The following is an 18,419-nucleotide window of genomic DNA, read 5'->3' on the forward strand; positions in this document are numbered from 1 at the left end:
GGATATGCGACGGCGCCTGCCCTGTTGTCCGGTCGGGGACGGGCGGGCAGGCGCCGGCACGGGGGGTCTGGGGGGAGGTCCCCCCAGATGACCCGCCCGTACGCCGTTGTACGGGACGTCTTTGGTGGCCGCTGGTCAGACGGTCAGCGCGCGGTCCGTCGGGCGGATCGGGGCCGGCAGGTCGCTGGCCCCGGTCAGGTACCGGTCGGCACCGCGGGCGGCCGAGCGGCCCTCGGCGATCGCCCACACGATGAGCGACTGGCCGCGGCCCGCGTCACCGGCGACGAACACTCCGGGCACGTTGGTCTGGAAGTCGGCGTCGCGGGCGATGTTACCGCGTTCGTCGAGTTCCAGGCCGAACTGCTCGACCAGGCCGTTGGCGCGGTCGGTGCCGGTGAAGCCCATGGCGAGGGTGACCAGCTGGGCCGGGATCTTCCGCTCGGTGCCCGGCTTCTGGTTCAGCTTGCCGTCGACGAACTCGACCTCGGCCAGGTGCAGCCACTGTACGTTGCCGTCCTCGTCGCCCTCGAAGTGGGTCGTGGAGGCGGCGTAGATCCGCTCGCCGCCCTCCTCGTGGGCCGAGGTGACCTTGTAGAGGACGGGGAAGGTCGGCCAGGGCTGGCCGGTCGGGTGCCGCTCGTCGTTCGGGCGGGGCATGATCTCCAGCTGGGTGACGGAGGCCGCGCCCTGGCGGTGGGCGGTGCCCACGCAGTCGGCGCCGGTGTCGCCGCCGCCGATGACGACGACGTGCTTGCCCGCGGCCGAGATCGGCGCGGTGACGTAGTCGCCCTCCTGCACCTTGTTGGACAGCGGCAGGTACTCCATGGCCTGGTGGATGCCGTCGAGTTCACGGCCGGGCACGGGCAGGTCACGGGCGGTGGTCGCGCCGGCGGCGATGACGACCGCGTCGTAGCGCTTCTTCAGGTCCGTGGCCAGGATGTCGCGGCCGACCTCGACACCGGTGCGAAAGCGGGTGCCTTCCGCGCGCATCTGCTCGATGCGGCGGTTGATGTGCCGCTTCTCCATCTTGAACTCGGGGATGCCGTACCGCAGGAGGCCTCCGACGCGGTCCGCGCGCTCGTAGACGGCGACGGTGTGGCCGGCCCGGGTGAGCTGCTGGGCGGCGGCGAGGCCGGCCGGGCCGGAGCCGATGACGGCGACGGTCTTGCCGGACAGGCGCTCGGGGATCTGCGGGGCGACGTCCCCGGTCTCCCACGCCTTGTCGATGATGGAGACCTCGACGTTCTTGATGGTGACCGGCTGCTGGTTGATGCCGAGCACGCACGCCGACTCGCACGGGGCGGGGCACAGGCGGCCGGTGAACTCCGGGAAGTTGTTCGTGGCGTGCAGGCGCTCGGAGGCGGCGGCCCAGTCCTCGCGGTAGGCGTAGTCGTTCCACTCGGGGATGAGGTTCCCGAGCGGACAGCCGTTGTGGCAGAACGGGATGCCGCAGTCCATGCACCGGCTGGCCTGCTTGCTGATGATCGGCAGCAGGGAGCCGGGGACGTAGACCTCGTTCCAGTCCTTGACGCGCTCCTCGACCGGGCGGGAGGTGGCGACCTCGCGGCCGTGGTTCAGGAAGCCCTTCGGGTCAGCCATTGATCGCCGCCTCCATCATCTTCTCGGTGATCTCGGTCTCGGTCAGACCGGCTCGCTCGGCGGCGTCCTTGGCGGCGAGCACTGCCTTGTACGTACGGGGGATGATCTTGCTGAAGCGGGCGGCGGAGGCCGGCCAGTCGGCGAGCAGCTTCTGGGCGACCGTGGAGCCGGTCTCCTCGGCGTGGCGGCGCACCACGTCGTGCAGCCACTGCCGGTCCGTCTCGTCCAGTGCCTCGACGGCGTCGAGGTTGCCGGCGTTGACGTGGTCGCGGTCCAGGTCGATGACGTAGGCGATGCCGCCGGACATGCCGGCCGCGAAGTTGCGGCCGGTCTCGCCGAGGACGACCGCGTGGCCGCCGGTCATGTACTCGCAGCCGTGGTCGCCCACGCCCTCGGAGACGACCAGGGCGCCGGAGTTGCGGACGCAGAACCGTTCGCCGGTGCGGCCGCGCAGGAACATCTCGCCACCGGTGGCGCCGTAGGCGAGGGTGTTGCCCGCGATGACGCTGTACTCGGCGAGGTGGTCGGCGGCGCGGTCGGGGCGGACGACGATCCGGCCGCCGGACAGGCCCTTGCCGACGTAGTCGTTGGCGTCGCCCTCCAGGCGCAGTGTGATGCCGCGCGGGACGAAGGCGCCGAAGGACTGGCCCGCGGAGCCGGTGAAGGTGATGTCGATGGTGTCGTCGGGCAGGCCCGCGCCGCCGAACTTCTTCGTCACCTCGTGGCCGAGCATGGTGCCGACCGTGCGGTTGATGTTGCGGATGGCGACCTGGGCGCGCACCGGCTGGGCCTCGGTGGCGCCGGGGGCGGCGAGGGCGTCGGCGGCGAGCTTGATCAGCTCGTTGTCGAGCGCCTTCTCCAGGCCGTGGTCCTGGGCGATCACCTGGTGGCGTACGGCGCCTTCGGGCAGTTCGGGCACGTGGAACAGCGGCTCCAGGTCGAGGCCCTGGGCCTTCCAGTGGTCGACGGCGCGGGTGATGTCGAGGATCTCGGCGTGGCCGACGGCCTCCTCGATGGAGCGGAAGCCCAGTTCGGCCAGGAGTTCGCGGACCTCCTCGGCGATGAACCTGAAGAAGTTCACCACGTACTCGGCCTTGCCGGCGAAGCGGTCGCGCAGCACCGGGTTCTGGGTGGCGATGCCGACGGGGCAGGTGTCCAGGTGGCAGACGCGCATCATGACGCAGCCGGAGACGACGAGCGGGGCGGTCGCGAAACCGAACTCCTCGGCGCCGAGCAGCGCGGCGATGACGACGTCGCGGCCGGTCTTGAGCTGGCCGTCGGTCTGTACGACGATCCGGTCGCGCAGGCCGTTGAGCAGCAGGGTCTGCTGGGTCTCGGCCAGGCCCAGTTCCCAGGGGCCGCCCGCGTGCTTGAGGGAGGTCAGCGGGGAGGCGCCCGTGCCGCCGTCGTGGCCGGAGATGAGCACGACGTCCGCGTGGGCCTTGGACACGCCGGCCGCGACCGTGCCGACGCCGACCTCGGAGACCAGCTTCACGTGGATGCGGGCGGCCGGGTTGGCGTTCTTGAGGTCGTGGATCAGCTGGGCGAGGTCCTCGATGGAGTAGATGTCGTGGTGCGGCGGCGGGGAGATCAGGCCGACGCCCGGCGTCGAGTGCCGGGTCTTGGCGACCCACGGGTAGACCTTGTGGCCGGGCAGCTGGCCGCCCTCGCCGGGCTTGGCGCCCTGGGCCATCTTGATCTGGATGTCGTCGGAGTTGACCAGGTATTCGCTGGTCACGCCGAAGCGGCCGGAGGCGACCTGCTTGATCGCGGAACGGCGCGCCGGGTCGTACAGGCGGTCCGGGTCCTCGCCGCCCTCACCGGTGTTGGACTTGCCGCCCAGCTGGTTCATGGCGATGGCGAGGGTCTCGTGCGCCTCCTTGGAGATGGAGCCGTACGACATGGCGCCGGTGGAGAAGCGCTTGACGATCTCGGAGACCGGCTCGACCTCGTCGACGGGGATCGGCTGCCGGCCGGAGGTGCCGTCCTTGTTCGTCTTCAGGGCGAACAGGCCGCGCAGCGTCATCAGCCGCTCGGACTGCTCGTTCACGCGGTCGGTGTACTTCTTGAAGATGTCGTAGCGGCCCGAGCGCGTGGAGTGCTGGAGGCGGAAGACGGTCTCGGGGTCGAACAGGTGCGGTTCGCCCTCGCGGCGCCACTGGTACTCGCCGCCGATCTCGAGCGCGCGGTGCGCCGGGGCGATGCCGGAGGCCGGGTAGGCCTTGGCGTGGCGGGCGGCGACCTCCTGGGCGACGACGTCGAGGCCGACGCCGCCGATCTTGGTGGTGGTGCCGTCGAAGTACTTCTCCACGAAGGCGTCGTCGAGGCCGACGGCCTCGAAGACCTGGGCGCCGCGGTAGGAGGCGACGGTGGAGATGCCCATCTTGGACATGACCTTCAGGACGCCCTTGCCGAGGGCGTAGATGAGGTTGCGGATGGCCGTCTCGGCCTCGATGCCCGGCAGGAAGGTGCCCGCGCGGACGAGGTCCTCGACGGACTCCATCGCCAGGTACGGGTTGACGGCGGCGGCGCCGTAGCCGATGAGCAGGGCGACGTGGTGGACCTCGCGGACGTCGCCGGCCTCGACCAGCAGGCCCACGTGGGTGCGCTGCTTGGTGCGGATGAGGTGGTGGTGGACGGCCGCGGTGAGCAGCAGCGAGGGGATCGGCGCGTGCTCGGCGTCGGAGTGGCGGTCCGAGAGGACGATCAGGCGGGCGCCGTTGTCGATGGCGGCGTCGGCCTCGGCGCAGATCTCGTCGATCCGTGCGGCCAGCGCCCGGCCGCCGCCGGAGACCCGGTACAGGCCGGAGAGGGTGGCGGCCTTGAAGCCGGGCATGTCGCCGTCGGCGTTGATGTGGATGAGCTTGGCCAGCTCGTCGTTGTCGATCACCGGGAAGGGCAGGACGACGCTGCGGCAGGAGGCGGCGGTGGGCTCCAGGAGGTTGCCCTGCGGGCCGAGCGAGGAGCGCAGCGAGGTGACCAGTTCCTCGCGGATGGCGTCCAGCGGCGGGTTGGTGACCTGCGCGAACAGCTGGGTGAAGTAGTCGAAGAGCAGGCGCGGGCGCTCGGAGAGGGCCGCGATGGGCGAGTCGGTGCCCATGGAGCCGATCGGCTCGGCGGCGGACTTGGCCATCGGGGCGAGGATGACGCGCAGCTCTTCCTCGGTGTAGCCGAAGGTCTGCTGGCGGCGGGTGACCGAGGCGTGGGTGTGGACGACGTGCTCGCGCTCGGGCAGGTCGCTCAGCTCGATCTCGCCGGCCTCCAGCCATTCGGCGTACGGCTGTTCCTGGGCGAGCGTCCGCTTGATCTCGTCGTCCTCGATGATGCGGTGCTGCGCGGTGTCGACGAGGAACATGCGGCCGGGCTGCAGGCGGCCCTTGCGGACGACCCTGGCGGGGTCGATGTCGAGGACGCCGACCTCGGAGCCGAGGACGACGAGGCCGTCGTCGGTGACCCAGTAGCGGCCGGGGCGCAGGCCGTTGCGGTCGAGCACGGCGCCGACCTGGGTGCCGTCGGTGAAGGTGACGCAGGCCGGGCCGTCCCAGGGCTCCATCATCGTGGAGTGGTACTCGTAGAAGGCGCGGCGGGCCGTGTCCTTGATGTTCATGGATTCGTGGTTCTCCCACGCCTCCGGGATCATCATCAGCACGGAGTGCGGCAGCGAACGCCCGCCGAGGTGCAGCAGCTCCAGGACCTCGTCGAAGGAGGCGGAGTCGGAGGCGTCCGGGGTGCAGATCGGGAAGATCCGCTCCAGGTTCCCGTCGCCGCCGAACAGCTGCGAGGAGAGCTGGGACTCGCGGGCGCGCATCCAGTTGCGGTTGCCCTTGACGGTGTTGATCTCGCCGTTGTGGGCGACGAACCGGTAGGGGTGGGCGAGCGGCCAGCTCGGGAAGGTGTTGGTGGAGAACCGGGAGTGCACGAGCGCGATCGCGGACGCGAAGCGGCGGTCGGACAGGTCCGGGAAGAAGGGCTCCAGCTGGCCGGTGGTCAGCATGCCCTTGTAGACGATGGTGCGCGCGGACAGCGAGGGGAAGTAGACGCCGGCCTCGCGCTCGGCGCGCTTGCGCAGCACGAACGCCTTGCGGTCCAGGGCGATGCCCTCGCTCGCGCCGTCGCCGACGAACAGCTGGCGGAAGGCGGGCATGGTGGAGCGGGCGGTGGCGCCGAGGAGGCCGGGGGCGACGGGGACCTCGCGCCAGCCGAGGACGGTGAGGCCCTCCTCGGCGGCGATCGTCCCGATGCGTGAGATCGCGTCGGCGGTGCCGTCCTCGGGCAGGAAGGCGATGCCTACGGCGTAGGAGCCGGCGGCGGGCAGTTCGAATCCGGCCACCTCGCGCAGGAACGCGTCGGGCACCTGGGAGAGGATGCCGGCGCCGTCCCCCGAGTCGGGCTCGGAACCGGTGGCGCCGCGGTGCTCCAGGTTGCGCAGAACCGTGAGCGCCTGCTCGACCAGCGCATGGCTCGCCTCGCCGGTGAGGGTGGCCACGAATCCGACGCCGCAGGCGTCGTGCTCGTTGCGGGGGTCGTACATACCCTGCGCAGCAGGGCGAGCATCCATGAACGACCAGTTCTGGCCATTCGCGGAGTGCTGGGACGGCTGGCGCGGCGTACGCATCGGCTCTCCCGTCGTCGTCATCTGGCATGTGCTGGTGCCGAGGGACGACGTTGGCCCTCTGCGTGAAGTGCGAAATTTGGTGCAGGTTACATGATGGGGCGGATCTCGGGAACCGGATACTCCGTTCCAGCATGCGGACACCGCGGGGTCGGCGGCGGGGGTTTCCGCGCCCGGCGGCGGAGGTGTGTCGTGGAGGTCTGTCGTGGGGGCCGGCGCGGACGGGGATCGTTCGGATCCCTGGTCCTCGGCCGGGCCCGGAAGGCGGGGTGGGCGGCGTCGCCACTCGCCCCAGGGGGTGCACTGCGGGCCTCATTGCTCACAGTGCTTACGGCTCATGCCCCGCGTTCACGCGGTCGAAACCAGCGGGTAACGGCTACTTATGCGATGCCATGCATAAGTTCCAGTGACGTCATCCTACGGCCGTTCCGAACAGGGTGCCCAGGGCGTACGTCACACCGGCGGCGGCACCACCCAGGACAAGCTGCCGCAAACCGCTGTACCACCAGCTGCGCGCGGTCACCTTGGCCACCACCGCACCGCAGGCGAACAGCCCGAACAGGGCGAGCAGCACGGCCGGCCACAGTGCAGCGGCCCCCAGCAGGTAGGGCAGCAGCGGCAGCAGCGCGCCGAGCGCGAACGAACCGAATGACGACACCGCCGCGACCAGCGGCGACGGCAGGTCGCCGGGGTCGATGCCCAGCTCCTCGCGGGCGTGGATCTCCAGGGCCTGCTCCGGGTCCTCGGACAGCTGGCGGGCCACCTCCCGCGCCAGCTCGGGCTGGACGCCCCGTGCGACGTACAGGGCGGCCAGCTCGTCCTCCTCGTCCTGCGGGTGCTTCCTCAGCTCGCGCCGCTCGACGTCCAGCTCGGCCTCGACCAGCTCGCGCTGGGAGGCCACGGAGGTGTACTCGCCGGCGGCCATGGAGAAGGCGCCGGCGGCCAGACCGGCCAGGCCGGTGAGGACGATGGCCTCCCGGCTCACCGCGCCGCCGGCGACACCGGTCATCAGAGCGAGGTTGGAGACCAGGCCGTCCATCGCGCCGAAGACCGCCGGGCGCAGCCAGCCACCGTTCACGTCACGGTGGGTGTGGTTGTCGCGGTGCGCCTCGTGCAGCGTCGCTTCGGTGTCGAGGATGGCCATGGGAGTCCCCCAGAGAGCTTAGGCAAGGCTTGCTTTTGGACTGGTTCTACTTTTCGACAACACCGAACCTACGCCGTTAATTTCGTTGCCGCCAGCAAGGAAAGGCTGGGCTAACCTGGGGCTTTACCGTTCTTTGCTCATTCGTGCATGTGCATGCACAGATGTCGTATGGGTGATGCTGGGGCGGTTGAGGCTGTCTGGGGGCCGCGACCGGGGACAGTTCCGCAGAAGGGGTCTGCCGGATCTGCTGGGCTCCGCGTGGGGCCGATGGGTTCCGCTCGGGCCCCATGAGGTCCGTTGGGCCCCACGACGTCCGTTCGGGCCCCGTGAGGTCACGTGGACCTGCGGAGTCCGCTTGGACCTGATGGCGCACGAGCACTGCTGGAACCTGCCGAGGCCGGCCGGGGCCCCCCCCCCCCGGCCCCGGCCGGGGCCTTCCGGGACCGGGACCGGTGGGGTCCGCCGGGACCTGCCGGGACCGGGTCCGGTGGGGTCCGCCGGGACCTGCCGGGTTCCGCCCGGACCTGCTGAGGCCCGCCGCTGAGACCTGCTGGGGTCCGCTGGGACCAGCGCCCTGTCGGCGCCCTGGAGAGGAGAGCCCGCGATGGCATCGACCACCGGCGGCGCGCCCGCCCGCCTCCGTGACCGCGCGCGCGGCGCGCTGCTGGGCCTCGCCGTGGGAGACGCCCTCGGCGCGCCCGCGGAGAACCTGCGGCCCTCCGAGATCCGCGCCCGCTGGGGCCGCGTCACCGGTTACGTCACCGACCGCCCGGCCGGCACCGACGACACCGAGTACGCCCTCTTCTCCGGCCTGCTGCTCGCCCGGCACGGCGCCGCGCTCACCCCCGCCCACGTGGAGGCGGCCTGGCACGAGCACATCGCCACGCGCGCCGAGAGCCCCTTCCGGGGCGCCGGGTTCAGTGAGCGCGGCACCCTGGAGAACCTCCGCCGGGGCCTGGCCGCGCCGGATACCGCGCAACACCGGCACGCCTGGAGCGACGGGCTCGCCATGCGGGCGGCGCCCTTCGGGGTGTTCGCCGCCGGCCGCCCCGCCGAAGCGGCACGCCTGGTCGCCGTCGACGGCTCGGTCAGCCATGAGGGCGAGGGCATCCACGGCGGCCGGGCCGTGGCGGCCGGGGTCGCGGCGGCCGTGGCGGGCGCACCGCCGGTCGCGGTCGTGGCCGCCGCGCTCGCCGTCGTACCGGACGACTCCTGGACGGCCCGCTCGCTGCGCCGGGCCACGGCGGCCGCCCACCGCGGCGAGCGCGCCGTACGCTCCGCCGTCGTCATCGCCGGCTACCCCTGGTCCGACCTGGCCCCCGAGGCGGTCGCCCTCGCCTTCGGCGCGTACGCCGCCGCCGACGGGGACTTCCGGGAGGCCGTCCTGACGGCCGTCAACATGGGCCGCGACGCCGACACCACGGCCGCGGTCGCGGGCGCCCTGGCCGGCGCGACCCACGGCGTTGCCGCCATCCCCGGCCAGTGGGCGGCGGCCATCGGCCCGGCCCGGGGCAGCTGCCTGCCCTCGGTGGCCGGCCGGCACGTGCTGGAGATGGCCGACCTGCTGCTGGCCCGAGCGCGGGCGAGCGAGAACCCGGCCACTCCCCTCCCCCCGGCCGCGACCATTCCCGTACGGTCCGACGCGCCCGCCTCCCCACCCCGCACCACACCCATCGCCCTGCCAATGACCACCTCCGCGCACACCCCCGCGATCACCACCGCGGCAGACACCCCCGCCACCGCCCTCCACTCCACCCCGGCCAGGCTCGTACGAGGCGACACACCCACTCCCCCACCCCCCACCACACCCATCGCCCCGTCGACGACCACCTCCGTGCACACCCCCGCCGCCGAGGGCCCGTGCGCTCCCGAGCGGCCCGTCTCCGCCGGGCGCCCCGGCTCCCCGGTAACCGGTCAGGCCGGGCCCGCCGGCCCGCGTCGGCATCCGGGCCCGGTCCTTCCCGGACCGGCCCCCGCCACTGCCACAGCGGCGGCTGCAGCGGCGGCCACTCCGGTGTGCCCCGACGCCTGCTCCCCCGTAGGCATCGGCGTGCCCGCGCACCCCCGCGGCGAGGCACGGGCGGCCGGGGGACCCCTGCCCGATCCGGCCGCTCACGACCCCGGGGGCGCCGCCCGCGTCCTCGCCTCCGACGAGGGCGAGGCCGGGCGGTGAGCGGGCGGCGACGGGTGGAAGGCCTGTTGCTGGGGCTGGCGGCGGGGGACGCCGCCGGATGGCCGGCCGCGCGGCACCGGGCCGCCCGCCTGCCGGAGTGGACCCGGCGGCTCACCCGCGAGCTGGACACCTTCGCAGAGGAGAACGCGACCACCACGCTGCCCGTCCCCGTCGCCCTGAACCAGTCCCCCGAGCCGCTGCGCCTCGGCCCCTCCGACGACGCGGAGTGGGCGGTGTTCGCGGCCGAGGCGGTCCTGCGGGCCGGCGACGACGACGCGCTCGGCGACCTCAGCCGGGAGCGGCGGGTGCGGGCCGCGATCGACCTCACCTGGAACGCCGTGGCGAGCGAGGTCGCGGCGGCGGCCGAACGCGCCGCCGAGATCGAGTCCGCGGTGCTGCCGCTGCGCGCCCGCATCTCCGTCCGGGCGGGCCTCGGCAACCTCGCCACCGGCCTGCGGCCCCCCGCCACCGGCCACGACAACCCGCACTACTTCGACGACGCCGCCTGTGTACGGGCCTGCGCCCTGGCCGTGGCCCACCCGGGCGATCCCCGGGCCGCCGCCGACCTCGCCGAGTTCGACGCCCGCTACACCCAGGACGGCGACGGCGTGCACGGGGCCCGCGCGATGGCCGCGGCACTCGCCCTGGCCCTCGCCGGCGCCGGGGTCGAGGCCTGCGTCGCAGCCGCGCTGACCGAACTCCCCGAGGGCACGGAGATCGGCCGCAACGCGCGGCACGCGCTGACGCTGACGGCGGACGGCGAGGACGCGTTCGCGCTGGTGCCGCTGCTGGAGCACCAGATCGTCGACCACGTCTACAGCTACGGCGTCGCCGCCGCCGAGACCGTACCGGTGGCGCTCGCCCTGGCCACGGCGGCGGACGGCCGCATCGCACAGGCGCTGCCCGCCGCCGCCTGCCTGTCCCGGGTCGCCGACTCCGCCCCCGCCCTCACGGGTGCGCTCACCGGCGCCCTGGGCGGCGGCGAGGCGATCCCCCTCTCCTGGCGGGACGCGTGCCGCACCCTGTCCGGCTGCGTCCTGCCCCGCCTCACCGGCACCGACCTCGTGGAACTCGCCGGACTCCTGGAAGCCGCACAACCGGCCCCGCCAGGAGGATGATTCGGGGCATGACGCCCACAGGAGAAGAAACCACCAGCCCGGGTGCGGGTCTGGACGAGCGGATCGCCGGCGCCCTCGTCGGCGCGGCCGTCGGCGACGCCCTCGGCGGCCCCGTCGAGGGTTACTCCCCCGACCAGATCGCGGAGCGCCACGGCGGCCGGGTCCACGGCGTCGTCGGTCCCTGGCACGGCGACGAGTGGCGCACCGCCCGCCCGATCGCGCCGTACCACAAGGGCGACGGCCACGTCACCGACGACACCCTCATGACGCACGCGCTGGTACGGGTGTACGCGCAGGTCCGCGACCACCTCGACGCCTACGCCGTCGCCGAGCGCCTCGTCCCCGACCTGATGACCACCCCGCGCTGGATCCCGGAGCTGGAGGCGGAGGCGCTGCCGCTGCACCGCGTCTTCCTGGCGGAGAAGTGGCTCGTGACGCGCCTGCACTACGGGCACGTGGACCCGCGGGAGGCGGGCACCGGCAACATCGTCAACTGCGGTGCCGCGATGTACATGGCCCCGGTCGGCCTGGTCAACGCGGCCGATCCGCGGTCCGCGTACGCGGAGGCGCTGGACATCGCGGGCGCCCACCAGTCGTCGTACGGCCGGGAGGCGGCGGGCGTGTTCGCGGCCGGGGTGGCGGCGGCCTGCGCGCCGGGGGCCACGCCCGACTCGGTCGTGACGGCCTGTCTGACCCTGGCGAAGGACGGCACCCGGGCGGCGATCGAGGACGTGTGCGAAGTGGCCCGCGGTCATACGGACTTCGAGTCGGCGCTGGCGCCGCTGCGGGCGGCGGTCGCACCGTACGACACGGTGGGCCCCGACTACCGCAGCCCCTCCCTGGGTGCCCGCCGCCCGTCCCGGCTGCACGCGATCGAGGAACTGCCCGTCGCGCTGGGCATGCTGCTGGTGGCGGGCGGCGACTTCCGGCGGGCCGTCCTCGGCGCGGTGAACTACGGCCGGGACTGCGACTCCATCGCGACGATGGCCGGGGCCCTGGCGGGGGCGCTGGGCTCGCCGGTTCCGCGGGAGTGGGCGAAGACGGTGGCGGAGGCCAGCCGTCTCGACCTGTGGGAGCCGGCGCGCGCGCTGGCCGCGGTGGCGCGGGAGGTCTTCGAGAAGGACGTACGGCGGCGGCGGGCGCACGAGCGGGCGTTCGCCTCGATGGGAGGTCCGGGATGCTCCGACTGACCTGGGTCCAGCCCGAGGACCTGCTGGGCCACGAGTTGCGCCAGGCGGTGCAGGACGGCCGGGAGCCCGGCGCCGTCGCCGCCCGGTGGCGGGCCGCGGGCGGTCCCGAGGCCCCGGCCCGCTCGGGTGCCTCACCGCAACCGGCCTCGCGCTACCTGCGCCTGCTGGCCGAGGACCTCCTGGACGAACTGGCCGAACTGCCGAGCCGGCTCGCGGAGGCGGAGCCCACCGACCTGGCCGCGATCCGGGCCCTGTGCCCGGACTGGCCGATCCGGGGGCCGGTAACCGGCGACGGTCCGCCCCGGCAGGCCCGAACCGGCGACAGCCCAGTCCGGGAGGCCCTAACCGGCGACCGTCCGACCCAGCAGCCCCGAACCGGCGACCGTCCGACCCAGCAGCCCCGAAGCGGCGATCGCCCGGCCCAGCAGCCCCGAACCGGCGTCCGTCCGGCCGCGCCCGGCCCGGACCGCCTCGAAGCCGCCTGGCTGGGCCGGGCCGCGGGCTGCCTGCTGGGCAAACCCGTGGAGAAGATCCCCCTCGACGGCATCCGCAACCTCGCGCGGGCCACCGGGAACTGGCCGCTCACCACCTGGTTCACCGCCCGGGGCGTGCCCGACGACCTGGCCGCGGCCCACCCCTGGAACCGCCGCTCGGCGGCCACCAGTCTGGCCGAGAACATCGACGGCATGCCCGAGGACGACGACCTCGACCACCCCCTGCTGGGCCTGCTCCTCCTGCGCCGCCACGGCAGGGGCTTCACCACCGCCGACCTCGCCCGCCTGTGGCTGGACGAACTCCCCGCGGGTCGCACCTTCACCGCCGAACGCGTCGCCTACCGCAACCTGCTGCTCGGCATCGACCCCCCGCGCACCGCCCGTCACCGCAACCCGTTCCGCGAGTGGATCGGCGCCCTCATCCGCGCCGACGTGCACGGCTGGACCAACCCGGGCGACCCGGCCGCCGCCGCCGAGCAGGTGCACCGGGACGCCGTCCTCACCCACACCGCCAACGGCGTCTACGCCGCCATGTTCGCCGCCGCCGTGATCGCCGCCGCGGCGAGCGGCGCCCACGACGTGCACGCCTGCCTGGCCACCGGGCTGAGGGTCGTGCCGCCCGGCTCCCGGCTCGCCCGCGCGGTCCGGCACGCCGTCCGACTGGCCGCCGCGCACGAGGACTTCGACACGGTCGTGGACGAACTGCACGCCGTCCACGCCGGCCTGCACTGGGTGCACGCCGTCCCGAACACCGCCCTGATCGCCGCCGCCCTCACCCACGCCGACGGCGACTTCACCGGCTCCATCTGCCGGGTCGTCTCCGGCGGGTGGGACACCGACTCCAACGGTGCCACGGCCGGCTCCGTCGCCGGCCTCCTCGCCGGCTCGCCCGCGGCGCTCCCCGACCGCTGGACGGCACCGCTCAAGAACCGGCTCGCCACCTCCGTCGGCGACTTCGACGGCGTCGGCTTCGACACCCTGGCCCGGCTCACCCACCAGGAGGCGTCCCGCCCATGACGCCGCACGCGCACGGCCCCGCCCCCGACCCGCAGCCCTCCGACCCGCAGCCCTCCGATCCGCAGCCCTCCGATCCACAGGCTTGCGCCCCGCGAGCTTCCGATGCGCGAGCTTGCGCCCCGGAGGCGTCCGATCCGCAGACTTGCGACCCGCAGGCTCCTGACCCGCACCCGCGGGACACGGCACCGCCGCTCGCCGGGCTGCGGGTCCTGGACCTCGCCACCCTCTTCGCCGGGCCGATCGCCGCCATGATGCTCGGCGACTTCGGTGCCGAGGTCATCAAGGTCGAGCACCCGACCAGGCCCGATCCCGCCCGGGGCCACGGCCCGGCCAAGAACGGCGTCGGCCTGTGGTGGAAGCTCCTCGGCCGCAACAAGCGCGCCATCACCCTCGACCTGTCCCGCCCCGGCGGCCGCGCGACCCTGCTGCGGCTCGCCGCGAGCGCCGACGTGATCGTGGAGAACTTCCGCCCCGGCACCCTGGAGCGGTGGGAACTGGGCTGGCCGGAACTCTCCGCGGCCAACCCGCGCCTGGTGCTCGCCCGGGTCACCGGCTTCGGCCAGTTCGGCCCGTACGCGTCCCGGCCCGGCTTCGGCACTCTGGCGGAGGCGATGAGCGGCTTCGCGGCGATCACCGGCGAGCCGGACGCCCCGCCGACCCTGCCCCCGTTCGGGCTCGCCGACTCGATCGCGGGCCTGGCCACCGCGTACGCCGTGATGACCGCCCTCGCCGCCCGGGAACGCACCGGCGAGGGGCAGATCGTCGACATGGCGATCATCGAGCCCATCCTGACCGTCCTCGGGCCGCAGCCCCTCTGGTACGACCAGCTCGGCTACGTCCAGCCCCGCACCGGCAACCGCACGCAGAACAACGCCCCACGCAACACCTACCGCACCGCCGACGGCACCTGGCTCGCCGTGTCGGCCTCGGCGCAGTCGGTGGCCGAGCGGGTGCTGCGGCTGGTGGGGCGTGCGGAGCTGATCGACGAGCCGTGGTTCGCGACCGGCGCCGGGCGCGCTGCCCACGCGGACGTCCTCGACGAGGCGGTCGGCGGCTGGATCGCCCGGCACACCCGCACCGAGGTCATCGCCGCCTTCGAGAAGGCCCAGGCGGCCGTCGCCCCGATCCAGGACGTCCGGGACGTGGTGGCCGACCCGCAGTACCAGGCGCTGGGCACGCTCACCACGTTGTACGACCCGGAGCTGGGCCGGATGCGGATGCAGAACGTCCTCTTCCGGCTCTCCGCCACTCCGGGCGCGATCCGCTGGGCCGGCCGCCCGCACGGCGCGGACACCGAGGCGGTGCTGACCGAGCTGGGCCTCACCGCGCAGGAAGTGGCGGCGCTGCGCGCGGAGGGCGCCCTGTGACGGCCACCGCCCCCTTCCCGCTCACCTGGCTCTACGTCCCGGGCGACCGCCCGCACGTCGTGATCAAGGCCCTCGCCTCCGGTGCGGACGTGGTCGTGATCGACCTGGAGGACGCGGTCGCCCCGGACCGCAAGGAGTACGCCCGCGCCGCCACCGCCGAACTCCTGACGGAACCGCCGCCGGTCCCCGTCCATGTGCGCGTCAACGCCCTCGACGGTCCTCTGGTGGCCGCCGACCTCGCGGCCGTGGCTCCCCGGCCGGGCCTCGCCGGACTGCGGCTGCCGAAGGTGACGTCGGCCGAGCAGGTGATTCGGATCGCCGAACTGACGGAGGCCGGGGAGCCACGGCTCCCGCAGGGGGGCGGGTACCGGGGGTACGCGGGCGGCGGGGCCGGGGAACGGTCCGGAGCAGACGGGGACGATCAGGCCCCGGAGGGCGGCGGGGGCTGCCACTCGGCGGCGGCCGACGGAAAGCACGGCGCCGCCCGTGACTGCCGGTGCGCGGCGGGCGGGCGACGCGGGGCGGCGGGGTGCTGGTGTGCGGCGGACGGGGGACGCGGAACGGCGGAGTACCGGTGTGCGGCGGACGGAGGGCGCGGAACGGCGGAATACCGGTGTGACGCGGGCGGGTGGCCAGGGGCGGCGGGTGGCCGGTCCGCGGCGGGCAGAGGGCATGGCCGGGCGGACTGCCGATGCGGGGCGGGCGAGGAGCCGGAGACGGCGGGGTGCCGGTGTGCGGCGGACCGAGGGCGCGCGCCGGCGGACTGCCGGTGTGTGGCGGGTATGGCGGGCGCGGCCGAGGAGCCGGGGGCGGCCGGGTGCCCGTGCGCGGCGGGCCGGGAGCGGGGCTCCGCAGGGTGGCCTGGCGCGGCGGGCCGGGAGCGCGGCTCCGCGGGGTGCTCGTGCGCCGTGGACCGGGAGCGCGGCCCGGCGCGGTGCCGGTGTGCCGGGGGCGAGGGGCCGGGAACGTCCGCCGGGGTCCTCTCCGTCCTCGAGGGCGACGCGGCCCACGGGACCGGGCCCCCGCTGTACGCCCTGCTGGAGAACGCCCTGGCCGTCGAACAGGCGTACGTCATCGCCTCCGCGCACCCGTCCTTGCGGGGCGTCTCGATCGGCGAGGCCGATCTCCGCGCCGACCTCGGGGTGCGCCAGGACACCGGCCTCGACTGGTGCCGTGCGCGGGTCGTCGTCGCCGCCCGCGCGGCGGGGCTCGCCCCGCCCGCCCAGTCCGTCCACCCCGACATCCGGGACCTGGAGGGCCTGGCGGCCTCCTGCGCGCACGGACGCGCCCTGGGCTTCCTCGGCCGGGCGGCCATCCATCCCCGGCAACTGCCCATCATCGAACGCGCCTACCTGCCGACCGACCGCGAACTGGAGGAAGCGGAGACGGTCGTCAAGGCGGCCACCATGGACCGGGGCGCGCAGGCCCTGGCCGACGGCCGGTTCATCGACGCGGCGGTGGTCGCGGCGGCACGACGGACCCTGGCGCTGGCCCGCAGGTACTGACCCGGCACGCGAAGAGGGCGCCCCCGCTTCCGGGGGCGCCCTCCATGCACGTACGACCGTCGGCGGTCAGCCCTTCTTGGCCGAACCCGCCTCGTCCTTCACACCGGCCGCATCCGAGGCATCGTCCTCGGCGGCGGCAGCGGTGTCGGCATCCTTCGCGTCGGCGGCCTCGGTCGCACTCGCCTTGGTGACGCTCACCTTGGCGTCGCTCACCTTGGCGTCGCTCGCCCTGCCCGCGGCGGGCGGCTGCGGCGCCGCGTCCGCGGGGTCGGCAGCGGACTTGCCTTCCGACGCCTCCGTCTCCGCCTCCGCCCCGTCCTGCTCGGTCCCCTCACCGACGGCGGGCATGCCCCGCTCGACCTGGACCTCCCGGCCCGGCCGCTTCTTCGACGAGACCCAGATGTAGGCCACCGCGAGCAGGAAGACCACGAGGGCCGTCCAGTCGTTCAGACGCAGGCCGAGGATGTGGTGGGCGTCGTCCACCCGCATGTACTCGATCCAGCCGCGGCCCACGCAGTACGCCGCCACGTACAGGGCGAACGCCCGGCCGTGGCCCAGCTTGAAGCGGCGGTCGGCCCAGATGACCAGGACGCCGACGCCGACGCACCACAGGGACTCGTAGAGGAAGGTCGGGTGGTAGTACCCCGGCACCCGGCCGTCCGCCGACGAGGTGATGTGCAGCGCCCAGGGAACGTGCGTCTCCCGCCCGTACAGCTCCTGGTTGAACCAGTTGCCCCAGCGGCCGATGGCCTGCGCGAAGGCGATGCCCGGGGCGACCGCGTCCGCGTAGGCGGGCATCGGGACGCCCCGGCGCCGGGCACCGATCCAGGCGCCCAGCGCGCCGAGCGCGATCGCGCCCCAGATGCCGAGACCGCCCTGCCACACCTTGAAGGCGTCCACCCAGTCACGGCCGTCGCTGAAGTACAGCTCGTAGTCCGTGATCACGTGGTAGAGCCGGCCGCCCACCAGGCCGAACGGCACGGCCCAGACCGCGATGTCGGCCACCGTGCCGGCCCGGCCGCCGCGGGCGACCCAGCGCTTGTTGCCGAGCCAGACGGCGACGAAGACGCCGATGATGATGCAGAACGCGTAGCCGCGCAGTGGAATGGGACCGAGGTACACCACTCCGTGCGACGGGCTGGGAATGTAGGCAAGTTCCATGGCAGGGTCGACGCTACCGCAGCCGGAGCGGGCCCAGGACGAGCATCCCGGATACGGGTCCATAACGGGCCCTCGCCCGGGGGCGGTGACACCCGCCGGCACACGCGCCCCTTACCAGCACCTTACTCGTCCCTTGCCCCTCATCCCCCCTCGCCCGTCCCTCATCCCTTGTCGGCCGCTTCCACCAGTTGCTTGAACTTGGCCGGGGTCATCGAACGGTCCTGGATGATGTTCTTGCCGTTCAGCAGGACCGTCGGGGTGCCCGAGAAGCCGGCGGCCTGGAAGGCCTGGTTGGACTTGTCGACCCAGCTGTCGTGCGTGCCGTTCTTGACGCAGCTCTGGAAGGCCGGGGTGTCCAGGCCCGGCACCTTGCGGGCCAGCTGGATCAGCTTGGCGTTGTCCGCGAAGGCGTCGTCCGTCTCCTTGGGCTGGTTGCCGTAGAGCACGTCGTGGTAGGCGGGGAACTTGCCGGCGTCCTGGGCGCAGGCCGCGGCGTTGGCGGCGCGCAGCGACCCGCTGCCGCCGAGGTTGCCGTCGATCAGCCGTGCCAGGTGGTACTCGACTTTGAGCTTGCCGGCGGCGGTCAGCTCGTGGACGGTCGGCCGGTACGCCGCCTCGAAGGCCTGGCAGGCCGGGCAGCGGAAGTCCTCCCACACGGTGAGCGTCGACCTGGCGCCGTCCTGGCCGACCGGGATCGCGAGACTGTCCTTGCCCTGCGCACCCGAGGGTGCTGCGACCGGGCCCGCGCTGGTGCTCTTCTTCTTGCCGGAGTTCGCGGCGAGCACGCCGATCACCGTCGCCAGGGCCAGCACGCAGACCACACTGGTGGCCACGATCAGCGTGCGCCGGCGCCGCTCCGAGGCCTTCTGCTTCTCGCGTTCGACCGCCATACGCTCTCGGGCGGTGCGCTTTCCGTCATGGTTCTTCTCGCTCACACCCCCAGAACGAACCGGGGAGGCGCATTGCGCCTCCCCGGTCCCAGGTCCACCCGTTCGGGTGACCGAATGTCCTGCTGTGTCCGACGATGCCTGTCGGGGCC

The 18,419-nt window shown here is 73.7% G+C and carries 9 protein-coding genes and 3 pseudogenes; 7 read left to right on the forward strand and 5 right to left on the reverse strand.

The genetic code is table 11. The features are described 5' to 3' along the window. Positions 1–135: 135 nt before the first annotated feature. The 3 genes from ACFC02_RS04135 to ACFC02_RS04145 form a co-directional block, all read right to left on the reverse strand. Positions 136–1,599, reverse strand: coding sequence for a glutamate synthase subunit beta (locus ACFC02_RS04135; protein WP_376351866.1), 1,464 nt, complete (start codon positions 1,597–1,599; stop codon positions 136–138). Then, positions 1,592–6,130, reverse strand: coding sequence for a glutamate synthase large subunit (gene gltB / locus ACFC02_RS04140; RefSeq protein WP_376352045.1), 4,539 nt, complete (start codon positions 6,128–6,130; stop codon positions 1,592–1,594). Before gltB ends, ACFC02_RS04135 begins: the two co-directional genes overlap by 8 nt. Before the next feature lie 493 nt (positions 6,131–6,623). Then, a complete protein-coding gene (locus tag ACFC02_RS04145; protein ID WP_376351869.1) occupies positions 6,624–7,355 on the reverse strand; it encodes a VIT1/CCC1 transporter family protein in 732 nt (243 codons plus the stop codon). Positions 7,356–7,959: 604 nt separating this feature from the next. On the opposite strand from ACFC02_RS04145, the pseudogene ACFC02_RS04150 reads away from it, so the two are divergent. The 7 genes and pseudogenes from ACFC02_RS04150 to ACFC02_RS04180 all read left to right on the forward strand — a co-directional run. Further along, positions 7,960–8,923 (forward strand): annotated as a pseudogene (locus ACFC02_RS04150) (ADP-ribosylglycohydrolase family protein); the annotation flags it as partial. Positions 8,924–9,524: 601 nt separating this feature from the next. Beyond that, positions 9,525–10,646 (forward strand): ADP-ribosylglycohydrolase family protein, encoded by a 1,122-nt coding sequence (locus ACFC02_RS04155; RefSeq protein ID WP_360962828.1) that lies wholly within the window; start codon positions 9,525–9,527, stop codon positions 10,644–10,646. A gap of 8 nt (positions 10,647–10,654) precedes the next feature. Then, on the forward strand, positions 10,655–11,836 hold the full coding sequence (locus ACFC02_RS04160) for an ADP-ribosylglycohydrolase family protein (RefSeq protein WP_376351873.1): 1,182 nt from the start codon (positions 10,655–10,657) through the stop codon (positions 11,834–11,836). Further along, a complete protein-coding gene (locus ACFC02_RS04165) occupies positions 11,824–13,347 on the forward strand; it encodes an ADP-ribosylglycohydrolase family protein (protein WP_376351876.1) in 1,524 nt (507 codons plus the stop codon). The genes ACFC02_RS04160 and ACFC02_RS04165 overlap by 13 nt, the downstream gene beginning before the upstream one ends. Further along, positions 13,344–14,714: a CaiB/BaiF CoA transferase family protein gene (locus ACFC02_RS04170; RefSeq protein WP_376351879.1), complete on the forward strand. Its 1,371-nt coding sequence runs from the start codon at positions 13,344–13,346 to the stop codon at positions 14,712–14,714. The genes ACFC02_RS04165 and ACFC02_RS04170 overlap by 4 nt, the downstream gene beginning before the upstream one ends. Further along, positions 14,711–15,043 (forward strand): annotated as a pseudogene (locus ACFC02_RS04175) (aldolase/citrate lyase family protein); the annotation flags it as partial. The gene ACFC02_RS04170 and the pseudogene ACFC02_RS04175, both read left to right, overlap by 4 nt. Positions 15,044–15,724: 681 nt before the next feature. Further along, positions 15,725–16,219: pseudogene (locus ACFC02_RS04180) on the forward strand (aldolase/citrate lyase family protein); the annotation flags it as partial. A gap of 66 nt (positions 16,220–16,285) precedes the next feature. Here ACFC02_RS04180 and lgt read toward each other — a convergent pair. Next, positions 16,286–17,380, reverse strand: a complete 1,095-nt coding sequence (gene lgt, locus ACFC02_RS04185; protein ID WP_376351882.1) for a prolipoprotein diacylglyceryl transferase — start codon at positions 17,378–17,380, stop codon at positions 16,286–16,288. 161 nt (positions 17,381–17,541) lie between these two features. Next, complete coding sequence (locus tag ACFC02_RS04190; protein WP_376351885.1) at positions 17,542–18,315, reverse strand: thioredoxin domain-containing protein; 774 nt, start codon at positions 18,313–18,315, stop codon at positions 17,542–17,544. Positions 18,316–18,419 lie beyond the last annotated feature (104 nt).

Origin of the sequence: Streptomyces sp. NPDC056160 (assembly GCF_042268205.1) — a bacterium.
Lineage (GTDB): Bacteria > Actinomycetota > Actinomycetes > Streptomycetales > Streptomycetaceae > Streptomyces.